18 protein-coding genes are annotated in these 20,060 nt (G+C 69.9%); 3 read left to right on the top strand and 15 right to left on the bottom strand.

Going from position 1 to position 20,060, the window contains the following annotated elements; all coding sequences use genetic code 11:
• The gene (locus AB0A95_RS22990; RefSeq protein WP_357557777.1) at positions 1–5,835 is read left to right on the top strand and encodes a ThuA domain-containing protein; all 5,835 of its coding nucleotides are present in this window, start codon (positions 1–3) and stop codon (positions 5,833–5,835) included.
• A gap of 71 nt (positions 5,836–5,906) precedes the next feature.
• Positions 5,907–6,434, top strand: a complete 528-nt coding sequence (locus AB0A95_RS22985) for a hypothetical protein (protein WP_357557776.1) — start codon at positions 5,907–5,909, stop codon at positions 6,432–6,434.
• Positions 6,435–6,682: 248 nt separating this feature from the next.
• Here AB0A95_RS22985 and AB0A95_RS22980 read toward each other — a convergent pair whose 3' ends face one another.
• From AB0A95_RS22980 to AB0A95_RS22970, 3 genes are read right to left on the bottom strand one after another with little or no spacing between them, the layout of a single operon-like run.
• The gene (locus tag AB0A95_RS22980) at positions 6,683–7,645 is read right to left on the bottom strand and encodes an aldo/keto reductase (RefSeq protein ID WP_357557775.1); all 963 of its coding nucleotides are present in this window, start codon (positions 7,643–7,645) and stop codon (positions 6,683–6,685) included.
• A 36-nt stretch (positions 7,646–7,681) separates the two neighbouring features.
• Positions 7,682–9,361 carry an ATP-binding cassette domain-containing protein gene (locus AB0A95_RS22975; protein WP_357557774.1) on the bottom strand — a complete coding sequence of 560 codons (1,680 nt, stop codon included), beginning with the start codon at positions 9,359–9,361 and terminating at the stop codon, positions 7,682–7,684.
• A gap of 40 nt (positions 9,362–9,401) precedes the next feature.
• Entirely contained in the window at positions 9,402–10,007 is a 606-nt protein-coding gene (locus tag AB0A95_RS22970) for a methyltransferase (RefSeq protein WP_357557773.1), read from the bottom strand.
• A gap of 103 nt (positions 10,008–10,110) precedes the next feature.
• On the opposite strand from AB0A95_RS22970, the gene AB0A95_RS22965 reads away from it, so the two are divergent.
• The gene (locus AB0A95_RS22965; RefSeq protein WP_357557772.1) at positions 10,111–11,190 is read left to right on the top strand and encodes a hypothetical protein; all 1,080 of its coding nucleotides are present in this window, start codon (positions 10,111–10,113) and stop codon (positions 11,188–11,190) included.
• 24 nt (positions 11,191–11,214) lie between these two features.
• On the opposite strand, the gene truA is transcribed toward AB0A95_RS22965, so the two are convergent.
• From truA to secY, 12 genes are all read right to left on the bottom strand, one after another.
• Positions 11,215–12,045: a tRNA pseudouridine(38-40) synthase TruA gene (gene truA, locus AB0A95_RS22960; RefSeq protein WP_357557771.1), complete on the bottom strand. Its 831-nt coding sequence runs from the start codon at positions 12,043–12,045 to the stop codon at positions 11,215–11,217.
• Positions 12,046–12,113: 68 nt separating this feature from the next.
• Positions 12,114–12,671: a 50S ribosomal protein L17 gene (rplQ, locus tag AB0A95_RS22955; protein ID WP_357557770.1), complete on the bottom strand. Its 558-nt coding sequence runs from the start codon at positions 12,669–12,671 to the stop codon at positions 12,114–12,116.
• A 33-nt stretch (positions 12,672–12,704) separates the two neighbouring features.
• A complete protein-coding gene (locus AB0A95_RS22950) occupies positions 12,705–13,727 on the bottom strand; it encodes a DNA-directed RNA polymerase subunit alpha (protein WP_007465227.1) in 1,023 nt (340 codons plus the stop codon).
• Between the two features lie 98 nt (positions 13,728–13,825).
• Positions 13,826–14,452 (bottom strand): 30S ribosomal protein S4, encoded by a 627-nt coding sequence (rpsD, locus tag AB0A95_RS22945; protein WP_007465229.1) that lies wholly within the window; start codon positions 14,450–14,452, stop codon positions 13,826–13,828.
• A gap of 13 nt (positions 14,453–14,465) precedes the next feature.
• The gene (gene rpsK, locus AB0A95_RS22940; RefSeq protein ID WP_030329919.1) at positions 14,466–14,873 is read right to left on the bottom strand and encodes a 30S ribosomal protein S11; all 408 of its coding nucleotides are present in this window, start codon (positions 14,871–14,873) and stop codon (positions 14,466–14,468) included.
• A gap of 89 nt (positions 14,874–14,962) precedes the next feature.
• Positions 14,963–15,343 carry a 30S ribosomal protein S13 gene (gene rpsM, locus AB0A95_RS22935; protein WP_030329917.1) on the bottom strand — a complete coding sequence of 127 codons (381 nt, stop codon included), beginning with the start codon at positions 15,341–15,343 and terminating at the stop codon, positions 14,963–14,965.
• A 265-nt stretch (positions 15,344–15,608) separates the two neighbouring features.
• Positions 15,609–15,722, bottom strand: coding sequence for a 50S ribosomal protein L36 (rpmJ, locus tag AB0A95_RS22930; RefSeq protein ID WP_043965539.1), 114 nt, complete (start codon positions 15,720–15,722; stop codon positions 15,609–15,611).
• A 91-nt stretch (positions 15,723–15,813) separates the two neighbouring features.
• Positions 15,814–16,035, bottom strand: coding sequence for a translation initiation factor IF-1 (gene infA / locus AB0A95_RS22925; protein WP_007073013.1), 222 nt, complete (start codon positions 16,033–16,035; stop codon positions 15,814–15,816).
• Positions 16,036–16,334: 299 nt separating this feature from the next.
• Positions 16,335–16,922, bottom strand: coding sequence for a DUF1707 domain-containing protein (locus AB0A95_RS22920; protein ID WP_357557769.1), 588 nt, complete (start codon positions 16,920–16,922; stop codon positions 16,335–16,337).
• Between the two features lie 155 nt (positions 16,923–17,077).
• On the bottom strand, positions 17,078–17,929 hold the full coding sequence (gene map / locus AB0A95_RS22915; RefSeq protein WP_357557768.1) for a type I methionyl aminopeptidase: 852 nt from the start codon (positions 17,927–17,929) through the stop codon (positions 17,078–17,080).
• A gap of 92 nt (positions 17,930–18,021) precedes the next feature.
• Positions 18,022–18,675 carry an adenylate kinase gene (locus tag AB0A95_RS22910; protein ID WP_007465256.1) on the bottom strand — a complete coding sequence of 218 codons (654 nt, stop codon included), beginning with the start codon at positions 18,673–18,675 and terminating at the stop codon, positions 18,022–18,024.
• Positions 18,676–20,004: a preprotein translocase subunit SecY gene (secY, locus tag AB0A95_RS22905; protein WP_357253566.1), complete on the bottom strand. Its 1,329-nt coding sequence runs from the start codon at positions 20,002–20,004 to the stop codon at positions 18,676–18,678.
• Positions 20,005–20,060: the final 56 nt, after the last annotated feature.

The raw sequence follows: 20,060 nt of genomic DNA, 5'->3' as shown, positions 1-20,060 counted from the left end.
GTGTCCCGTTCTCGTCGTGCCCGCGTACCAATCACCGCAACCCTCATCTCCCTCGCCCTCGCCTCGACGACCCTGTTCGGCACCTCCGCACAGGCCGCCGCACAGGTCCCTCCACGGGAGGCAGCGGCCGGAACCCCGGTCACCCAGGTGGCGCCGAAGGCGCCCAGGAAGGCCGCCGACGATCCCTTCTCGGTCCTGGTCTTCTCCAAGACGGCCGGCTTCCGGCACGACTCCATCCCCACCGGTGTCGCCGCCATCCAGCAGCTCGGCGCCGCGAACGGATTCACAGTGGACGCCTCCGAGGACGGTGCCGCGTTCAGCGACGCCAACCTGGCGAAGTACAAGGCCGTGATCTGGCTCTCCACCACCGGTGACGTCCTCAACGCCGAGCAGCAGGCGGCGTTCGAGCGCTACGTGAAGGCCGGCGGCGGTTACGTCGGCATCCACGCCGCGTCGGACACCGAGTACAGCTGGGCCTGGTACGGCGACCTGGTCGGCGCGTACTTCGCCAACCACCCGCAGAACCAGCAGGCCACGGTCAAGGTGGAGGACCACGCCCACCCGTCCACGGCCGAGCTGCCGGACCGCTGGTCCCGGTTCGACGAGTGGTACAACTTCCAGACCAACCCGCGGCCGGACGTGCACGTGCTGGCCAGCCTGGACGAGAAGAGCTACACCCCGGGGGCGGGCGCGATGGGCGCCGACCACCCGACCTCCTGGTGTCAGGACTTCGACGGCGGTCGTTCCTGGTACACCGGCGGCGGGCACACCCGGGAGTCGTTCGCCGAGCCCGAGTTCCTGTCCCACCTGCTCGGCGGCATCCGGACCGCGGCCGGTGTCGCGGACGCCGACTGCGGTGCCACGAAGACCTCGAACTTCGAGAAGGTCTCCCTGGACAGCAACACCAGCAACCCGATGGAGCTGGACATCGCCCCCGACGGGCGGGTCTTCTACATCGAGCGCGACGGCCGGGTGCAGATCATCAAGCCGGACACCGGCAACACCGTCACCGCCGTCGACCTGGACGTCTTCACCGGCAACGAGGACGGTCTGATCGGCATCCGGCTCGACCCGGACTTCGCCACCAACAAGTGGGTGTATCTCTACTACGCCCCGAACGACAACGTCACGCGCAACCTGCTGTCCCGGTTCACCGTGACCGGCGACACCATCGACCCGGCGAGCGAGAAGCAGGTGCTGCGGGTCGACACGCAGCGCAACACCTGCTGCCACGCGGGCGGCAGCATGACGTTCGACAGCGCCGGCAACCTCTACCTGGCCACCGGTGACAACACCAACCCGTTCGAGTCCAACGCGTACGCGCCGCTCGACGAGCGCCCGGGCCGTCAGGACTACGACTCGCAGCGCACCTCGGCGAACACCAACGACCTGCGCGGCAAGGTGATCCGGATCCACCCGGAGGACGACGGGACGTACACCGTTCCGACGGGCAACCTCTTCGCGCCGGGCACCGAGAAGACCCGTCCCGAGATCTACGCGATGGGCTTCCGCAACCCGTTCCGGATCGGCACCGACCCGAAGACCGACACGCTGTACGTCGGGGACTACGGGCCGGACGCCAACTCGAACAACCCGGACCGGGGCCCCCGCGGTCTGGTCGAGTGGAACATCGTCACCCCCGGCAACTACGGCTGGCCGTACTGCACTGGCACGAACGAGGCGTACAACGACTACACGTTCCCGTCCGGCCCGAGCGGCCCGAAGTTCGACTGCGCCGCGCCGGTGAACAACTCGCCGAACAACACCGGCCTGACCAACCTCCCCCCGGTCGTCCCGGCCACCGTCGACTACGGCTACGCCGGTGACGCGCGGTACCCGGAGATCGGTGGCGGCGGCGCGCCGATGGGCGGCCCGGCCTACCGGTACGACCCCAACCTCAACTCCACCCGCAAGTGGCCGGCCTACTACGACGGCAAGGCGCTGCTCGGCGAGTGGAACCAGAACAAGATGTACACGATGCAGGTGACCGCCGACGGCAAGTCACTTGTGGACATCAACCAGCTGCTCACCGGGATGAGCATGATCCGGCCGATGGACTTCGAGTTCGGCCCGGACGGCGCGCTGTACCTGATCGAGTGGGGCAGCGGCTTCGGCGGCAACAACGACAACTCCGGCATCTACCGGATCGACTACACCGCCGGTGACCGCGCGCCGATCGCGGCGGCGTCCGCCAACCCCAGCTGGGGTCCGGCGCCGTTGACAGTCACGTTCTCCAGCGCCGGCTCCCGGGACCCGGACGGTGGCACGCTCACCTACGCCTGGACCTTCGGCGACGGGCAGACCTCCACCGAGGCGAACCCGACGCACACCTACACGACGGCGGGCAACTACACCGCCCAGCTCACAGTGACCAACCCGAAGGGCCGTACCGCGGTGGCCAACGTGCCGATCACCGTGGGCAACACCGCACCGACGGTCACCATCGAGTTCCCGCCGGACGGTGGCTTCTTCAACTGGGGTGACCAGGTCAAGTACACGATCAAGGTGACCGACCCCGAGGACGGGCAGATCGACTGCGCCAAGGTGAACCTCCAGGTGCTGCTCGGCCACGACGAGCACGCCCACCCGCTGGAGCAGCACACCGGCTGCACCGGCACCGTCCAGACGTCGCTCGCCTCCGGGCACGGCGCCGAGGCGAACGTGTTCGCGGTCTTCGAGGCCACCTACACCGACGAGGGTGGTGCCGGCGGCGCCGGTGCGCTCACCGGTCGGCAGATCGAGATCCTCCAGCCCAAGCAGAAGCAGGCCGAGTACTTCACCGCCACCGGGCGGACGCCGGTGAGCACCGGCGGCGGAGACGCCGGCGTGCAGCGGGAGGCCGGGGCCGACACCGCCGGTGGCGGCCAGAGCATCGCGTTCATCGAGGACGGTGACTGGTGGTCGGTCGCTCCGGCGAACCTGACCAACATCACCGAGATCCGGTTCCGGGCCGCCTCGGCCGCCGCTGGCGGTCGGATCGAGGTCCACGCGGGTGCCGTCGACGGACCGGTGGTCGCCACGGCCGTCGTGCCGACGACCGGCGCGTGGCAGACGTACACGGACGTGAGCGCACCGGTCACCGGGCCCGCGAGCGGTTCGCTGTTCTTCGTGGCCCGCGATCCGAACGGCGGAACGGGTTCGCTGTTCAACGTCAACTGGATGGACTTCGTCGGCCGCGGTGTCACCGAGAACGCGCCGCCGGCGGTCAGTGCCACGGCCACCCCGGCCACCGGCACCGCGCCGGTCACCGTCGCCTTCGACGGCACGGCGACCGACGCCGAGGGCAACACCCCGCTGACGTACGCCTGGGACTTCGGTGACGGAGGCACGGCGACGACCCTGGACGCCAGCCACACGTACACCAACGCGGGCACCTTCACGGCCACCCTCACGGTGACCGACAGCAAGGGCGCCAGGGCTTATGCCACGGTGCCGGTGCGGGTGGACGCTCCGGACACGTCCTGCCTCGGGGCGCGCTCGGACGACTTCAACGGCAACACCCTGGACAAGGGCCGGTGGACCAGCGTGGTCCGGGAGAACCAGCTCTACTCGCTCAGTGGCGGCGCGCTGCGGCTGCCCACCGGGGTGGGTGACCTCTACGGGGCTCGCAACGACGCCACCAACCTGGTGCTCCAGGCGGCTCCGACCGGCGCCTGGGAGATGACCACCAAGGTCACCCTCCCGGTGACGGCCAACTACCAGCAGGCCGGCCTGCTGGTGTACGGCGACGACGACAACTACGCCAAGGTGGACCTGCTCTACAACGGCAGCCGTCGGGTGGAGTTCATCCGGGAGACCGCGGCCACGCCGCGCAACGAGGCCGCCGACGCCACCAACGCACCGGCGGGTGACACCGTGTACCTGCGGATCACCAGCGACGGGACGAACCTGACCGCGTCCGCCTCGGGCGACGGGCAGACCTTCACCCCGGTCGGCCGTTCGGCCGCGCTCGCCGGCATCACCAACCCGCGGATCGGGGTCTTCGCCCTCAACGGCGGCACCGAGGCACCTGTTGTCGACGCTGCCTTCGACTCGTTCGTGGTCACGCCGGACGCTCCGGCCGGGCCGGTCGACCCGTCGGACGAGTTCACCGGCAGCTCGCTGGACAAGTGCCGGTGGGACGCCGTCACGCGGGAGGACCCGGCCGGTTACCGGGTGAACGACGGCGCGTTGCGGATCGACGTGCCCAACGGTGACATCTACGGCACCGACAACACCGGGCCGAAGAACTTCATCCTCCAGACCGCGCCGTCGGGCGACTGGACCCTGGAGACGAAGGTCGACGGCAGCCTGCTGAACGAGCAGTACCAGCAGGCCGGTCTGCTCGTGCAGGCGGATGACGACAACTACCTGAAGTTGGACTTCATCGCGGACAACCAGGCCGGCCAGGCGGTGACGCGGCGGATCGAGTTCCGCAGCGAGATCGCCGGGGTGGTGCAGAGCCCGCAGCCGGAGGCGACAAGCCTCACCTCGGCGGTGTGGCACCTGCGGCTGGCCCGCACGGGTGACACCTTCACCGCGTCGTACTCGGCGGACGGCACGACCTGGACCGCGTTGGAGGCGCTTACCAACAGCGCGGTCGGGGCCACCCCGAAGGTCGGGCTGTTCACCCTCGGCGCCAACCAGACGGCGTCGAAGACCGCCTCGTTCGACTACTTCCGGCTGAGCACGAAGGTGGCCGACGAGACCGCGCCGGTCACCACCGCGGCGGTCTCCGGCACCCCGACCGAGGGGTGGTACACCGAGCCGGTGACCGTCACGCTCACCGCTGCCGACGAGGCCGGCGGTAGCGGCCTCGCCGGTACGGAGTACCAGCTGGACGGTGCCACCACCTGGACGGCGTACACCGCTCCGGTGGCGGTGAGCGGCGACGGCGAGCACGAGCTGCGGTACCGCTCGACCGACAAGGCCGGCAACGTGGAGTCGACGAAGACCGTCTCGGTCAAGATCGACGCCACCGCGCCGGTGACCACGGCGACGTTCGCTCCGGCGAACGACGCCGGCTGGCACAACGGGACGATCCCCGTCGTGCTGACCTCGACCGACGCCGGTTCCGGCGTCAAGACGGTGGAGTGGTCGCTGGACGGTGGCACGTGGACGCCGTACACGACGCCGGTCGAGGTGACCGGCGACGGGCAGCACGAGCTGCTGTTCCGCTCGACCGACAAGGCGGGCAACGTCGAGACGCTCAAGTCGGCGGTGCTGCGCATCGACGGCACCAAGCCGACGCTGCTGGTGTCCGGGATCGCCGACGGCCAGCTCTACGGAGACAGCCAGGACGTCCGGGTGTCCTGGCAGGCCGTCGACCCGACCTCGGGCATCGCGACAGTGGTCGGCAAGCTGGACGGCCAGGCGTACGCCAGCGGCACTCTGCAGGCCATGTACGAGCTGCCGCTCGGCCTGCACGAGCTGACAGTGACCGCGACCGACAAGGCGGGCAACGAGACCACCTCGACTGTCCGGTTCTTCGTCACCACCTCGTTCCGGGACATGCAGAACCTGCTGGACCGGTTCAAGGCGACGGGTCGGCTCTCGGCCAAGGCGCACAAGCAGTTGACGGCGAAGCTCGACGCGGCCCGTCAGGCCGAGGCTGCCGGCAACGACAACAAGGCGATCAAGCAGTTGACCGCGTTCCGCACGCTCGCCGCCGACGCCACAGTGGTGGCTGAGGCGGAGGTCCGGGATGTCCTGGTGCGGGACACCGACGCGATGATCGTTCGGCTCGGCGGCGCGGCCAGCAAGGCCGGCGTCAAGGCGAACGACGGCGAATCGGTCAAGGGCACCGGGCGGCTCGGTGGCGATGTCACCCGGCTCGCACCCGGTCGCCAGCTCTGATCCGACGAGGCCCCTCCCCGACGCCGTGGCGTCGGGGAGGGGCCTCCCCCATTCGTAGCGAGGAGATGTCCGTGACGGGTATCCGCAAGGTGTTGGCCGCCGTGTTCGCCGGACTGGCCCTGACCCTGCTCTCCGCTGCCCCGGCGGCCGCCCGGGCCGACAAACTCAAGCTGACGGTGGCCGGCGACGGGGCTCAGGGGGTCACCATCCAGGCCACCTACGCCGATGGCCGCCGACTGGACCGGGTGGTGCGCCTGGTGCTGACCGCCACCGGCCCGGACGGGCAGAAGGTCGGGCCGGTGCAGTTGGAGCCGCAGCCCGAGGGGCAGGGCTTCTACACCAGCGGCCCGGTGCTGTCCGCCGGCGCGTGGAAGGTGACAGTGGACTCCCCCGCTCCCCTGCCGGCCAAGGCCACCACCACTGTGCAGGCCCGCCCGGCGCAGTCACCCCCGCCGCCCAAGCCGGTAGCTGTCAACAAGCCGGCCGCCGGCGGGAGCGGGGCGGGTGCCGGCTGGTGGCCGTTCGCCGCGGCCGGGCTCGTGCTGGTCGCCGCGGCGATGGGGGTGGCCATGCTGTTCGGCCGCCGCCGCACCACCTGACCGACACGTTTCACCAGACGGGCCGGGCCGCCACAAGCGACCCGGCCCGTCTCCGTCCCGCGAGGGCCCCCGACCGCCGCGCGGCCCGTGACCGCCGCGCACAGCCCCGCGACCGCCGCACGGCCCGTGATCGACTCGGTATCCCGAAAATGGGGGCGTCCCGGGCCTCGGGTCACCCCGGTTTCACGAAACGCGAGTGGATCACCAGGTGACGCACGGATCAGGCCACCGCGTGCGTCGCGGCTCGCTCAGAGGATGGCGCGCAGTGCCGCCAGATCCTCGTCGCTGGGCTCCCAGGTGCCGGCGGCGGCATTGGCGCGTACCTGCTCGGGCGTGGTGGCACCGGCGATCACCGAGGTCACCGCCGGCTGGGCGGCCAGCCCACCGATCGCCACCTGGAGCATCGTCAGACCCCGCTCGGCCGCGTACGCCTCGATCGCCTCGATGGTGTCCCAGTCGGCCGCGGCGAGCCGCTCGGCGTACCGGCCACCGCCGGAGAGCCGGCTGCCGGCCGGCGGCTGCTCCGAGCGCTTGTACTTGCCGGTGAGCAGCCCGTTGGCGAGTGGGAAGAACGGCAGCATGCCGAGGCCGAACCGCTCACACGCCGGGATGATCTCGGTCTCCACCGAGCGCTCCAGCAGGCTGTAGTGGTTCTGCGCGCTGATGAAACGGGACCGGCCGTTGGACGAGGCCACCCAGTCCGCGTCGGCGATCTGCCAGCCGGCGAAGTTGGAGTTGCCCAGGTAGCGCACCTTGCCGTCGCGGACCAGGTCGTCCAGGGCGGCGAGGGTCTCGTCGACCGGGGTGCCCGGGTCGGGCTCGTGCATCTGGTAGAGGTCGATGTGGTCGGTGCCGAGCCGGCGCAGCGACGCCTCGACGGCGCGGGCGATGTAGCGTCGCGCGCCCCGGGCCCCGTAGTCCGGCCCGTTGAGGCCGTTCATGTCCATGCCGAACTTGGTGGCCACCACAACGTCGTCCCGGCGGCCCTTGAGCGCCTGCCCGAGCAGTTCCTCGGAGCCGCCCTGCGGTTCGCCGTAGATGTCGGCGGTGTCGAAGAGGGTGATCCCGGCGTCCAGCGCGGCGTCCACCACCGCGCGGGTGCCGTCGAGGTCGAGCTTACGGCCGAAGTTGTTGCAGCCGATGCCGACGACGGACACCACGAGCCCGGAGTCGCCCAGCCGGCGATAGGTCATCTCAGTCACGAGATCCACCCTATGCCGGCCGGGCGCAGCGGGCCCGGGGACTGCTCAGCCGACGTCCCAGACCGGTTCCGGGGTCTCCACCACCTCGCTGTCGCCGCGGAACAGCACGAACCTGTCGAAGGAGCGGGTGAACCAGCGGTCGTGGGTGACCGCGATCACCGTCCCCGCGAACGCGTTCAGGCCCGCTTCGAGGGCCTCCGCGCTGGCCAGGTCGAGGTTGTCGGTGGGCTCGTCGAGCAGCAGCAGCGTCGCGCCGGACAACTCCAGCAGCAGCACCAGGAACCGGGCCTGCTGCCCGCCGGAGAGCGTGCCGAAGCGCTGGTCGCCCTGTGCGGCCAGCTCGTAGCGACTGAGCACCCCCATCGCCGCCTGCCGGTCCATCCCGGTGCGGTGCTCGTCGCCCCGCCAGAGGATCTCGACGAGCGTCTTCGACATCAGCTCCGGCCGGTCGTGGGTCTGCGAGAAGTGCCCGGGGCGGACCCGGGCGCCGAGTCGCACCGTGCCGTCGTGCGCCACCGGAGCGAGCCCGAGCGCCCCGTCGACAGGCCCGTTGGCCGGGTCCGGGTCGGTGCCGCCCCGGGCCAGCAGCCGCAGGAAGTGTGACTTGCCGGTGCCGTTGGCACCGAGCACCGCCACCCGGTCGCCGTACCAGATCTCCAGGTCGAAGGGGAAGGTCAGGCCGTCGAGTTCCAGCTGCTCGCAGACGACCGCGCGTTTGCCGGTCCGCCCGCCGCTCAGGCGCATCCGGATGTCCTGGTCCTTCGGGGGTACGGGCGGCGGCCCGGCCTCCTCGAACTTACGCAGCCGGGTCTGCGCGGCCTGGTAACGCGAGGCCAACCCGTCGTTGTACGCGGCCTTCTGCTTGTACATCAGCATCAGCTCGCGCAGCTTCTGGTGCTCCTCGTCCCAGCGCCGACGCAGTTCGTCGAGGCGGGCGTGCCGGGCCACCCGCGCGGAGTGCCAGCTCGCGAAGCCGCCGGGGTGCACCCAGGCGCTGCCGCCCTCGACGGCCACCACCCGGTCGGCGCTCTGGGCGAGCAGCTCACGGTCGTGCGAGACGTAGAGCACCGACTTCGTCGACTCGCGCAGTCGCGCCTCCAGCCACCGTTTGCCGGGCACGTCGAGGAAGTTGTCCGGTTCGTCGAGCAGCAGCACCTCGTCCGGGCCGCGCAGCAGCAACTCCAACGCGAAGCGTTTCTGCTGGCCGCCGGAGAGGGTGCGCACCGGCCGGTCCCGCACCGCGTCCCAGGTTCGGTCCAGCACGATTGTCGCCACTGTGTCGAAGAGCACCTCGGCGTCGTACCCGCCGGCCTCGCCCCAGGCCCCGAGCGCGTCGGCGTACGCCAACTGGGCCTTGCCGGCGGCGTTGCTGAACTTGCCGTGGGCCTCGGTCGCGCGCATTGCCGCCTCGGTCTCGGCGAGCCGGCGGCCGGCGTCGCGCAGCGACGGCGGGGCCAGCGACAGCGCCAGGTCGGCGAGCGTCGACTCGTCGCCGATCATGCCGATGAACTGCCGCATCACGCCCAGACCGCCGGCCCGCGCGATGGCACCGCTGCGCACCGGCAGGTCGCCGGCGACCATCCTCAGCAGCGTCGTCTTTCCCGCGCCGTTCGGCCCGACAAGGGCCACCTTGCTGCCCTCACCGACCCGGAACGACACGTCGGCGAAGAGTTCCCGACCGTCGGGCAGGATGTGCCCGACCGCTGCCACGTCCACGTATCCCACGCCGGGATCCTGCCCCAGTGCGGGCGGGAGGGACATCCAATTACCGGGTGACCCGCAGCACCCGGAAGCCCTTCTGACTGGCGTACCGCTCGACCTGCCAGCCCTGCTCGGTGAGCCAGCGTTGCAGCGAGTCGCCGCCGAGGTGCCGGGCGACGACAAGCCAGCCGACGCCGTCCGGTGCGAGTCGGGGCAGCCAGCGCAGCAGCAGCTCGTGCAGTTCGTCCTTGCCGATCCGAATGGGTGGGTTGGACCAGATCTGGGCGAACCGGAGGTCGGCCGGCACGTCGTCCGGCGCGTGGACCCGGACCCGGTCGGCCGCGTCGACAGCGGCCGCGTTGGCGGCGGTCAACTCGCGGGCACGGGCGTTGACGTCGACCGCCCAGACGGTGCTCGCCGGCGCCAGGTCGGCCAGCACGCACGCGATCGGGCCGAACCCACAGCCGAGATCGAGCAGGTCACCGGCGGTGTCGGCGGCGGGCAGGTCGGCCTTGCGCAGGAGCACGGCGGTGCCCGGGTCGAGCCGACTGGCTGAGAACACGCCGCCTGCGGAGACGAGCCGGTAGTCGCGGTCGGCGACGGAGAACTCGACCTCGCGCGGCGGAGCGTCGCTGGCGGGTTGAGCGGTGAAGTAGTGGTCGCCGGTCACGCCGGCAATTCTCGCACCGACCCGGGGCGGCCGGGACACGGCCCACGCGCACATTTCCCCGATATTACCCCCTAAAGGGATAATCGCTCCTACTCTGGGCGACATGGTGTATCGGTACGAGTCCGATGAGGACGCTTTCGAGGAGTACCCGGAGCCCGGGTCCGACCTGTCGGTGTTCGGCGCCGGTCCGCCCCCGCCGGCCGGGCCCTCTCCGTCACGCTTCCCCGCGCCGTCGCTGCCCCGGCCGAACCAGCTCTCCCTGCCGTCGACGCAGCCGCCGCCGACCCGTACCGAGTTTCCGCCGCCGACCCGTGCCGAGCAGCCGTTGCCGACCCGTGCCGACGTTCCGCCCGCGGCGTCGGGCAGCCAGGTCTACACCTCGGCCACGGCGATGGAGCCCAACTCCCGACGCGGCGGTGGCCGGCTGTGGCAGGTGCTGGTCGGCGGCGCGGCCGTCCTGGTGCTGCTCGCACTCTGCGGCCTCGGCGCCGCCGCGCTGATCGACCGCAACGAGCAACCTGCGGCCGGCCCCACATCCCCGCCCACCGCCGCGCCGACGTCCGCCGCGCCGGAACGACTGGCCCTCGACTCCCGAGAATCCGACCGGGCCCCGCTCACCGCCAAGGAACTCTTCCCCGGCAAGGAGCTGACGCTCACCGCCGGCCAGCCGAGCTACCAGGTGCTCAAGACCCAGTCCAGCGGCAGTTGCGCCGTCGCCGCCACCGGCGAGGTCGCCGACCTGCTGGCCCTCCTCGGCTGCAACCAGGTCGTCCGGGCCACGCTACGGACGCCGAAGGGCGACCATCTGGTCACCGCCGGGTTGTTCAACCTGACCGACAAGGTCAGCGCGGAACGGGCCCGGGACCGGATCCGCCCACTGCTCGACGAGCGGAAGGGCCGCTTCCGTGGCCTCGCCGCCGGCGACGGCACCGACGCGCTGAGCAGCGCGCCCGCACGGGTCGGCTGGCAGGTGCGTGGTCACTACGTGGCGTACGCGCTGGTGGTCCGCGAGGACGGGGCGACGATCAAGGCGGGCGACGCCACGGTCCGCGAGATCCTGTTCGACATGATCGAGCTGCACCTCAGCCGGGGCGTCCTGCAACAGCGGGCCGAGGGTGGCACCGCCGCCCAACCGACGCCGGAATCCTCCGCCAGCGGCGACGGCGATCTGCCCGGCGAGTGAGCCTCCGGCACACACCGCAGGCGGTCAACCCTCGATCGGGACCCGCAGTCGACGGGTGAGGTCGGCGCGGCGCGCGTACTCGGTCGGATCGGCGGGGTAGCCGACGGCGACCAGGGTCAGCCCACGCGCGGGAGCCACTGTCACCTCGCTGGAGCGGTCCTGCCGGGTGAGCAGGCTGCCCGGCCACTCGACCGGGCGGCGGCCGTCCCCGGCCACCAGCATCGCCCCCACCAGGCTGCGCACCATCGCCTGGCAGAATGCGTCGGCCTGCACCGTGGCGACCAGGATGCCGTCCGGGTCGCGACGCCAGTCCAACCGGGTCACCTCGCGCAACGTTGTCGCGTTCTCCTTGCGCCGGCAGTACGCGGCGAAGTCGTGCTCGCCCACCAGGCCGGTCGCGGCGGCGTTCAGTGCGGCCAGGTCGAGCGGCTTGGGCCAGGCCAGCACCTCGTGCCGGCGCAGTGGCTCCGCGCCGAAGGGCGCATCGGTGACCCGGTACTCGTAGCGGCGGAAGGTGGCCGAGAACCGGGCGTCGAAGTCGGCAGGCACCTCGGTCATCGCGCGGACACGAACGTCGGTGGGGAGCAGCCGGGCCAGGCGGCGCAGCAGCCGACCCTCGTGTTCCCGCCACACGTCGACGGGTAGGTCCAGGTGGCAGACCTGCCCGGTGGCGTGCACTCCCGCGTCGGTGCGACCGGCGACCGTCAGCCCGGTGACCGCGCCGGCACCGAGGATCAGGTCCAGGGTCTCGACGAGCACCCCCGCGACGGTGCGCCGGGTCGGCTGGGGTGCCCAGCCGGAGAAGCCGGTGCCGTCGTACGAGACGTCCAGCCGCAGCCGGATCCGCTCGTCCACCTCGTACCTCCTGTCATGGGTCGGGCCCGACACCCCGATGGGGGTGCCGGGCCCGACGTTGCCCTTGATCAGGCCTTGTTCTCGGTGGCCTCGTCGCTGTCCTCGCGGGCGGCGTCGGTGTCACCGGACGCCGACACCGGCGCCTCGGAGTCCTGGTCGGCCTGCGCCGACTGCGGGGCCTCGTCGGCCGGGGCGAGCGCCTCGACCTTGTCCTGCTGCGCGGCCTTGCGGGCGGCGGTCTTCTTGTTCACCTTCGGCTCGGCGACCTGAAGCTCCTCCACCAGCTCGATGATGGCCATCGGCGCGTTGTCACCCTTGCGCGGACCGGTCTTCACGATCCGGGTGTAACCGCCGGGGCGGTTGGAGTACCGAGGTGCGATCTGGTCGAACAGGGCGTAGACCACGTCCTTGTCCTTGACGACACCCAGCACCCGCCGCCGCGAGGCGAGGTCACCGCGCTTGGCCTTGGTGATGAGCTGCTCGGCCAACGGACGCAACCGCCGGGCCTTCGTCTCGGTGGTCTGGATCTTGCCGTGCTGGAACAGCGCGGTCGCCAGGTTGGCGAGCATCAGCCGCTCGTGCGAGGGGCTGCCGCCGAGGCGGGGGCCCTTGGTGGGCGTGGGCATTTTGGTGCTCCTCAGTTGTGGCGGCAGCGCGGACTAGAGCTGCTCGGTCTCGCGGTAGTCGTCGGTGTCGTAGTCGGCCTCGCCGAAGGTGTCCACGACGTGCGCCGGGTCGAAGTTCGGAGCCGAGTCCTTCAGCCCGAGACCCATCCCGGCGAGCTTCATCTTGACCTCGTCGATCGACTTCTGACCGAAGTTGCGGATGTCGAGGAGGTCGGCCTCGGTACGCCCGATGAGCTCACCAACGGAGTTGATGCCCTCGCGCTTGAGGCAGTTGTAGGAGCGGACGGTGAGGTCCAGCTCCTCGATCGGCAGAGCGAGGTCCGCCGCCAGCTGGGCGTCCTGCGGGGACGGCCCGATGTCGATGCCCTCGGCGGTCTCGTCCAGCTCCCGGGCCAGCCCGAACAGCTCCACGAGCGTCGAACCGGCGGAGGCCAGCGCGGTACGCGGACCCATCGACGGCTTGGTCTCGACGTCGATGATCAGCCGGTCGAAGTCGGTGCGCTGCTCGACACGGGTCGCCTCGACGCGGTAGGTCACCTTCAGCACCGGCGAGTAGATCGAGTCGACCGGGATCCGGCCGATCTCCGCGCCGGACTGCTTGTTCTGTGCCGCCGTCACGTAGCCCCGGCCCCGCTCGACGGTCAGCTCCATGTCGAGCCGGCCCTTGCCGTTGAGGGTGGCGAGCTTGAGATCCGGGTTGTGCACCGAGACGCCGGCCGGCGGCTGGATGTCGCCCGCGGTCACGTCGCCCGGGCCCTGCTTGCGCAGGTACATGCTGACCGGCTCGTCGTGCTCGGAGCTGACGCACAGCTCCTTGATGTTCATGACGAGCTCGACCACGTCCTCCTTGACACCGGGGATCGTGGTGAACTCGTGCAGCACACCGTCGATCTTGATCGAGGTGACGGCCGCGCCCGGGATCGACGACAGCAGCGTACGCCGCAGCGAGTTGCCCAGGGTGTAGCCGAAGCCCGGCTCCAGCGGCTCGATGGCGAACCGCGACCGGGTCTCGTTGATCGACTCCTCGGAGAGGGAGGGTCGCTGGCTGATGAGCATCTTTTCTCTTCTCTTCCGGGACGCCCGCTATTTGACGCCCACGACACAAACTGTTCCGGTGGCCCGCCCCGAGGGGCGGGCCACCGAACGAGCTCGGACTACTTGGAGTAGAGCTCCACGATCAACTGCTCCTGGACCTGCGTGTCGATGACCTGCCGGGCCGGGAGGGAGTGCACGAGCACCTTCATCTGGCTCGGGATGGCCTCAAGCCACGCCGGAACCGTCTTCGAGCCGGCCTGAGCCTGCGCGACGACGAACGGGGTGAGTTCCTTGCTCTTGCCCCGAACCTCGATGATGTCGTGCTCCTTGACGCGGTACGACGGGATGTCGACCTTCTTGCCGTTCACAGTGAAGTGACCGTGCTTGACCAACTGGCGGGCCATGTCCCGCGAGTGGGCGTAGCCGGCCCGGTAAACGACGTTGTCCAGCCGCGACTCGAGGATCTGCAGGAGGACCTCACCGGTCTTGGCCTGCTTGCCAACGGCTTCCTCGTAGTAACCGCGGAACTGCTTCTCCAGCACGCCGTAAACCCGACGGGCCTTCTGCTTCTCACGGAGCTGGAGCAGGTACTCCGTCTCCTTGGTGCGGCCGCGGCCGTGCTGCCCGGGCGGGAACGGCCGGGACTCGAACGGGCACTTCGGACCATCGCACTTGCTGCCCTTGAGGAACAGCTTCATCTTCTCCCGCCGGCAACGGCGGCAGTCTGCACCGGTGTAACGAGCCATCTCTCTCTACCTCTCAGACCCGGCGACGCTTCGGCGGACGGCACCCGTTGTGCGGCTGCGGGGTGACGTCGGCGATCTGGCCGACCTCGAGGCCCACGGCCTGCAGCGAACGGATGGCGGTCTCCCGGCCGGAGCCGGGGCCCTTGACGAACACGTCGACCTTGCGCATGCCGTGCTCCATGGCGCGACGCGCGGCAGCCTCGGCGGCCAGCTGCGCGGCGAACGGAGTCGACTTGCGGGAGCCCTTGAAGCCCACCTGGCCAGCGGAGGCCCAGGAGATGACCGCACCGGTCGGGTCCGTGATGGACACGATGGTGTTGTTGAACGTGCTCTTGATGTGCGCCTGCCCGTGGGCGACGTTCTTGCGTTCCTTGCGCCGGACCTTCTTTACAGCGGCTCCGGCACGAGCCTTCGGTGGCATAAGTCTGTGCGCTCCTAGTTGACTTTCCGGATCGGGCCGGACGGTCCGGTCTTCCTGGACCCGACAACGACCCGAATTCCGGTCAAAATCTACTTCTTGCCGGGCTTCTTCTTGCCGGCGACGGTCCGCTTCGGGCCCTTGCGGGTCCGTGCGTTGGTCTTGGTCCGCTGGCCACGCACGGGCAGGCCCCGGCGGTGCCGGATGCCGGCGTAGCAGCCGATCTCAACCTTGCGGCGGATGTCAGCGGCGACCTCGCGGCGCAGGTCGCCTTCAACCTTGTAGTTGCCCTCGATGTGGTCGCGGAGCTGCACGAGCTCCTCGTCCGTGAGGTCCCGAGCGCGCTTGTCCGGCGAGATGCCGGTGGCGGCGAGTGTCTCCAGGGCGCGGGTGCGACCGACCCCGAAGATGTAGGTGAGCGCGATCTCCAACCGCTTTTCGCGGGGGAGATCCACGCCGACTAGACGTGCCATGTGCGGGCGTACTCCTCGTGATGTGTGGCGGAGGTGTGGACCCGTCCCACCCCGCTACCGGCCGTCCCGTCTTTCCGACGCGGTGCGCGCCGGCGACCGGGATCGGTCGCTGCCCGAGCGGGCCCCGGCCTCCGACCGGGGGTCAGCCACGAAGGAGTACGACTCGCGTACCACTCGCGGCTGGGACGAGCATGTGTGATGTGTGTGTCGCTGGGGATCTGCCCGGACCAACGCCACCCGGCCGGTTACGGCCGGACGGGCTGAGTCAGCCCTGGCGCTGCTTGTGGCGCGGGTCGCTGCAGATGACCATGACCCGGCCGTGCCGGCGGATAACCCGGCACTTGTTGCAGATCCTCTTGACGCTCGGCTTGACCTTCACGGTTGCCTTACTTCCCATCTGGCCCGGGGACGCGCTCTGCGCGACACCGGACGTCGAAGACGGACACGGGACTTCCCGGCCGTCGTCAGGACTACTTGTAGCGGTAGACGATGCGCCCGCGGGTCAGGTCGTACGGCGAGAGTTCGACGACGACCCGGTCCTCCGGAAGGATGCGGATGTAGTGCTGCCGCATCTTGCCGCTGATGTGAGCCAACACCTTGTGGCCGTTCGCGAGCTCCACCCGGAACATGGCGTTCGGCAGGGGCTCGATGACCCGACCCTCGATCTCAATGGCTCCGTCTTTTTTCGGCATGTCCTCCGCTGTCCTGACGTCGATTGCTCCGGGCGGCCCACAACGTCTTACACGGAAATCTGATCAGAATCAGAAGACCGCGCCAGCCGCGGCTCCAGCTCCCACCGAAGCGCAGGGTGGGCATGCCGGAGTGGACGCTGTGCGCCGATCTGAAAGTGTACGCCGACCTGCGGGCGGTAGCCAAACCGGCCACCCAACACGCTGCCGGGGCGGATATGGAGCCCGCCCGAGGGCCAGATGATCTACCTGTCGATCTCCTGGCTCCGGCCGCTCCCGACCCTCGGCGGCGCCGGCGGTGGTCAGCCAGCCGGCTGCGGATCGTCCCGTTCGTCCGACTCGCCGGAACGCAGCTCCCGCCGGCGTTCCCGCTTCGCCCGCTTGCGCTCGCGCCGACGCGCCCGCTCGATCGCCTGACGCCGGGGCTCTCCCCCGGTCAACCCCGCGACAGTACGCACCACCAGCACCGCACCCCAGGGCCCCGCCACCCAGCCTGGCCAGAAGTAGAGCAACTGCTGGCTGAACAGCGACGTCACCGCCCAGATGGTCACCACGAGGGCGATCACCCTCAGGTACGGCAGCCACACCTCACCCAACCACCGCGCGGTCACGCCGTTGGTAGGCACCTGATCGGGCTGGCCGGCAAGCGGACTGACCGCCGGTCCACCGGCCGAGGCCGGCGCCAGGACCGACGACTGCGACGGCGTCACCGGCGGCAGATCGGTGAGCAGAGCCTCCAACTCGGCGTACGTGCGGGCCGCGTAGGCCCGCTGCAACCGCTCGTCGTACTCGTGCAGGTCCAGTCGACCCTCGTTGAGGGCGACCAGCAGCCGGTCGGCCACCGCCGCACGGTCCGCGTCCGCGGCTCGCATTCCGTCGCGCCCGTCCATGCCGGCAAGCATGCCACTCCCATGCCAGTCCCACGCCCCACCGGCCCGCCGGCCCCCGGGCCGCCGTCGATCATGAGGTTATGGCTGGAAACAACGGCGTGTCGCGCCGCTAACCCCATGATCAACGGGGCAGGGTGGGACCGGGTGGGTGGGGTTTAGGGGGTGGTTGAGGCTGCTGGTTGGCGGGCGGTTACCAGGTCGCCCAGGCGGGCGCGGCCGCCGTCGAAGGCCGTGAGCACCCAGACGCCGTCGGGCAGCAGGGCCATCGAGTGCTCGACGTGCGCTGCCACCGAGCCGTCCCGGGTCACCACCGTCCACCCGTCGGCCAACTCGACGGTACGCGGCGACGCCATCGTGATCATCGGCTCGATGGCCAACGCCATGCCAGGGACCAGTCGCGGGCCCTTGCCCGGCCGGCCGTGGTTGAGCACGTGCGGGTCCTGGTGCATCTCGGTGCCGATGCCGTGCCCGCCGTAGCCGTCGACGATGCCGTACCGGCCGCCCTTACGGACAGCCGTCTCCACAGCGTGCGAGATGTCGGTGAGCCGGCCCTTGCCGCTGGCCGCGCCGCGGGCGGCAGCGGCGATGCCGGCCCACATGGCATCCTCGGCGACCTCGGCCATCTTCAGCAGTGCCGGGTCGACGTCGCCGACCCCGACGGTTATGGCGGAGTCGCCGTGCCACCCGTCCAGCACCGCGCCGCAGTCGATGGAGATCAGATCGCCGGCCTGGAGCACCTGGTTCGGCGACGGGATGGCGTGGACGATCTGCTCGTTGACCGAGGAGCAGATCGACGCCGGAAAACCGTGGTAGCCCTTGAACGACGGGACACCACCCGCCTCGCGGATTGTCGACTCGGCGATGGCGTCCAGATCGGCGGTGCTCACACCGGGGGCGACAGCCTCCCGCATGCGGCGAAGCGCCTCAGCCACCACCAGCCCGGCGGCCCGCATCTTCTCGATCTGGTCCGGGGTCTTCAGCTGGATGTCCAGCTGGGGACGACGCATGGAGCGATTACCTTTCGTTGCCGAGCCGAACAGCGGGGCACGTCACGCGTACCCCGCTGTTCGCACTCTATCCGCCGTGGTCCGGCGGGACCTCAGCCGCCGTACGACCGCAGTGCGTCGATGGCCCGGGTGGTGACGTCCTCCACCGGGCCGGTGGCGTCGATCCCGACCAGCTTGCCCTGGGCGCCGTAGTAGTCGACCAGAGGCGCGGTCTTCTCGCTGTACTCACGAAGCCGGGTGGCGATCGTCTCCGGCTTGTCGTCGTCGCGCTGAAACAGCTCGGCGCCACACCTGTCACAGATGCCCGGCCGGGTGGTGGCGTCGAACTCGACGTGCCAGATCTTGCCGCAGCCCCGGCAGGTGCGCCGACCGGAGAGCCGCCGGATCACCTCGTCGTCGTCGACCACCAACTCCAGGACCAGATCCAGTGCGGTGCCCAGGTCGGCGAGGAGCTTGTCCAGGGCGGCCGCCTGCGGAGTGGTCCGCGGGAAGCCGTCGAGCAGGAAGCCCTCGCTGGCGTCGGGTTCGGCCAGCCGGTCCCGGACCATGTTGATGGTGACCTCGTCCGGAACCAGCTCGCCTGCGTCCATGTACCGCTTCGCCTCGACGCCGAGCGGCGTGCCCTGGGTGACGTTCGAACGGAAGATGTCTCCGGTCGAGATCTTGGGTACCGACAGGTGCGCGGCGACGAACTCTGCCTGCGTGCCCTTACCCGCACCCGGCGGGCCAACCAGAACGAGTCTCATCTACCGCAGGAACCCTTCGTAGTTCCGCTGCATGAGTTGGCTCTCGATCTGCTTCACGGTCTCCAGACCGACGCCAACCATGATGAGCACAGCGGTGCCACCGAACGGGAAGTTCTGGTACTGCTGGCTGTCCAGCCAGATGAAGAAGAAGTTCGGCAGGATCGAGATGATGCCGAGGTAGAGCGCGCCCGGCAGGGTGATCCGGCTGAGGATGAAGTCCAGGTAGTCGGCAGTCGGCTTGCCCGGCCGGATGCCCGGCACGAACCCGCCGTACTTCTTCATGTTGTCCGCGACCTCGGTCGGGTTGAACGTGATCGAGACGTAGAAGTACGTGAAGAAGATGATCAGCAGGAAGTAGACCGAGATGTAGATCGGGCTGTTCGGAGCGACCAGGTTGTTCTGGATCCACGCCTGGACCTTGCCCGGGTCGTTCTGGTCGAAGAACTGCAGGGCCAGCTGCGGGAGGTAGAGCAGCGACGAGCCGAAGATGACCGGGATCACACCCGCCTGGTTGACCTTGAGCGGGATGTAGGTCGAGGTGCCGCCGTACATCCGCCGGCCGATCATCCGCTTGGCGTACTGCACCGGGATCCGGCGCTGCGCCTGCTCGATGAACGTGACAGCGGTGATGACCACCAGGACCAGCGCGATGACGAGGGCGAACTTGCCCCAGCCCTGGCTGGTCTTGATCTGCCAGCCCTCGCCGGGCAGCCGGGCCGCGATCGAGGTGAAGATCAGCACGGACATGCCGTTGCCGACGCCCCGGTCGGTGATCAGCTCACCGAGCCACATGACCATGCCGGTGCCGGCGGTCATGGTGATCACCAGGATGGTCAGGGTCAGCCAGTCCGGGATGCCGGTGCCGGTCGGGATGATCGGGAACTGGTCGCAGCGGTTCTGGAAGAGCTGCCCCGAGCGGGCCAGCGCCACGAACGCCGAGGCCTGCAACACACCGAGACCGAGGGTCAGGTAGCGGGTGTACTGCGTGATCTTCGCCTGGCCGGCCTGGCCCTCCTTGCGGAGCTGCTCCAGGCGCGGGATCACGACGGTCAGCAGCTGCAGGATGATCGACGCGGTGATGTAGGGCATGATGCCCAGCGCGAAGACCGAGAGCTGGAGCAGCGCCCCGCCGGAGAAGAGGTTGAGCAGATTCAGCGGGCCCGTCGTGTCACCCGAGATGGAGTCGAGGCACTTCTGCACGTTGCCGTACGAGACGCCCGGGCTGGGGAGCGTCGCACCCAGCCGGTAGACCGCGATGATGCCTACTGTGAACAGCAGCTTCTTGCGCAGGTCAGGCGTACGGAACGCACTGAGAAAGGCGGACAGCAACTTCTTCCTCCTGCGCGAGGCGGGCCGCCGGTGAACCCTGGCGGGTGGGGGTGGAT

The organism is Micromonospora sp. NPDC049230 (genome assembly GCF_040647875.1).
In the GTDB taxonomy this organism is placed as follows: Bacteria; Actinomycetota; Actinomycetes; order Mycobacteriales; family Micromonosporaceae; genus Micromonospora.
Note: the sequence above shows the minus strand (reverse complement) of the source record. Positions and strands in the feature narration are given on the sequence as shown.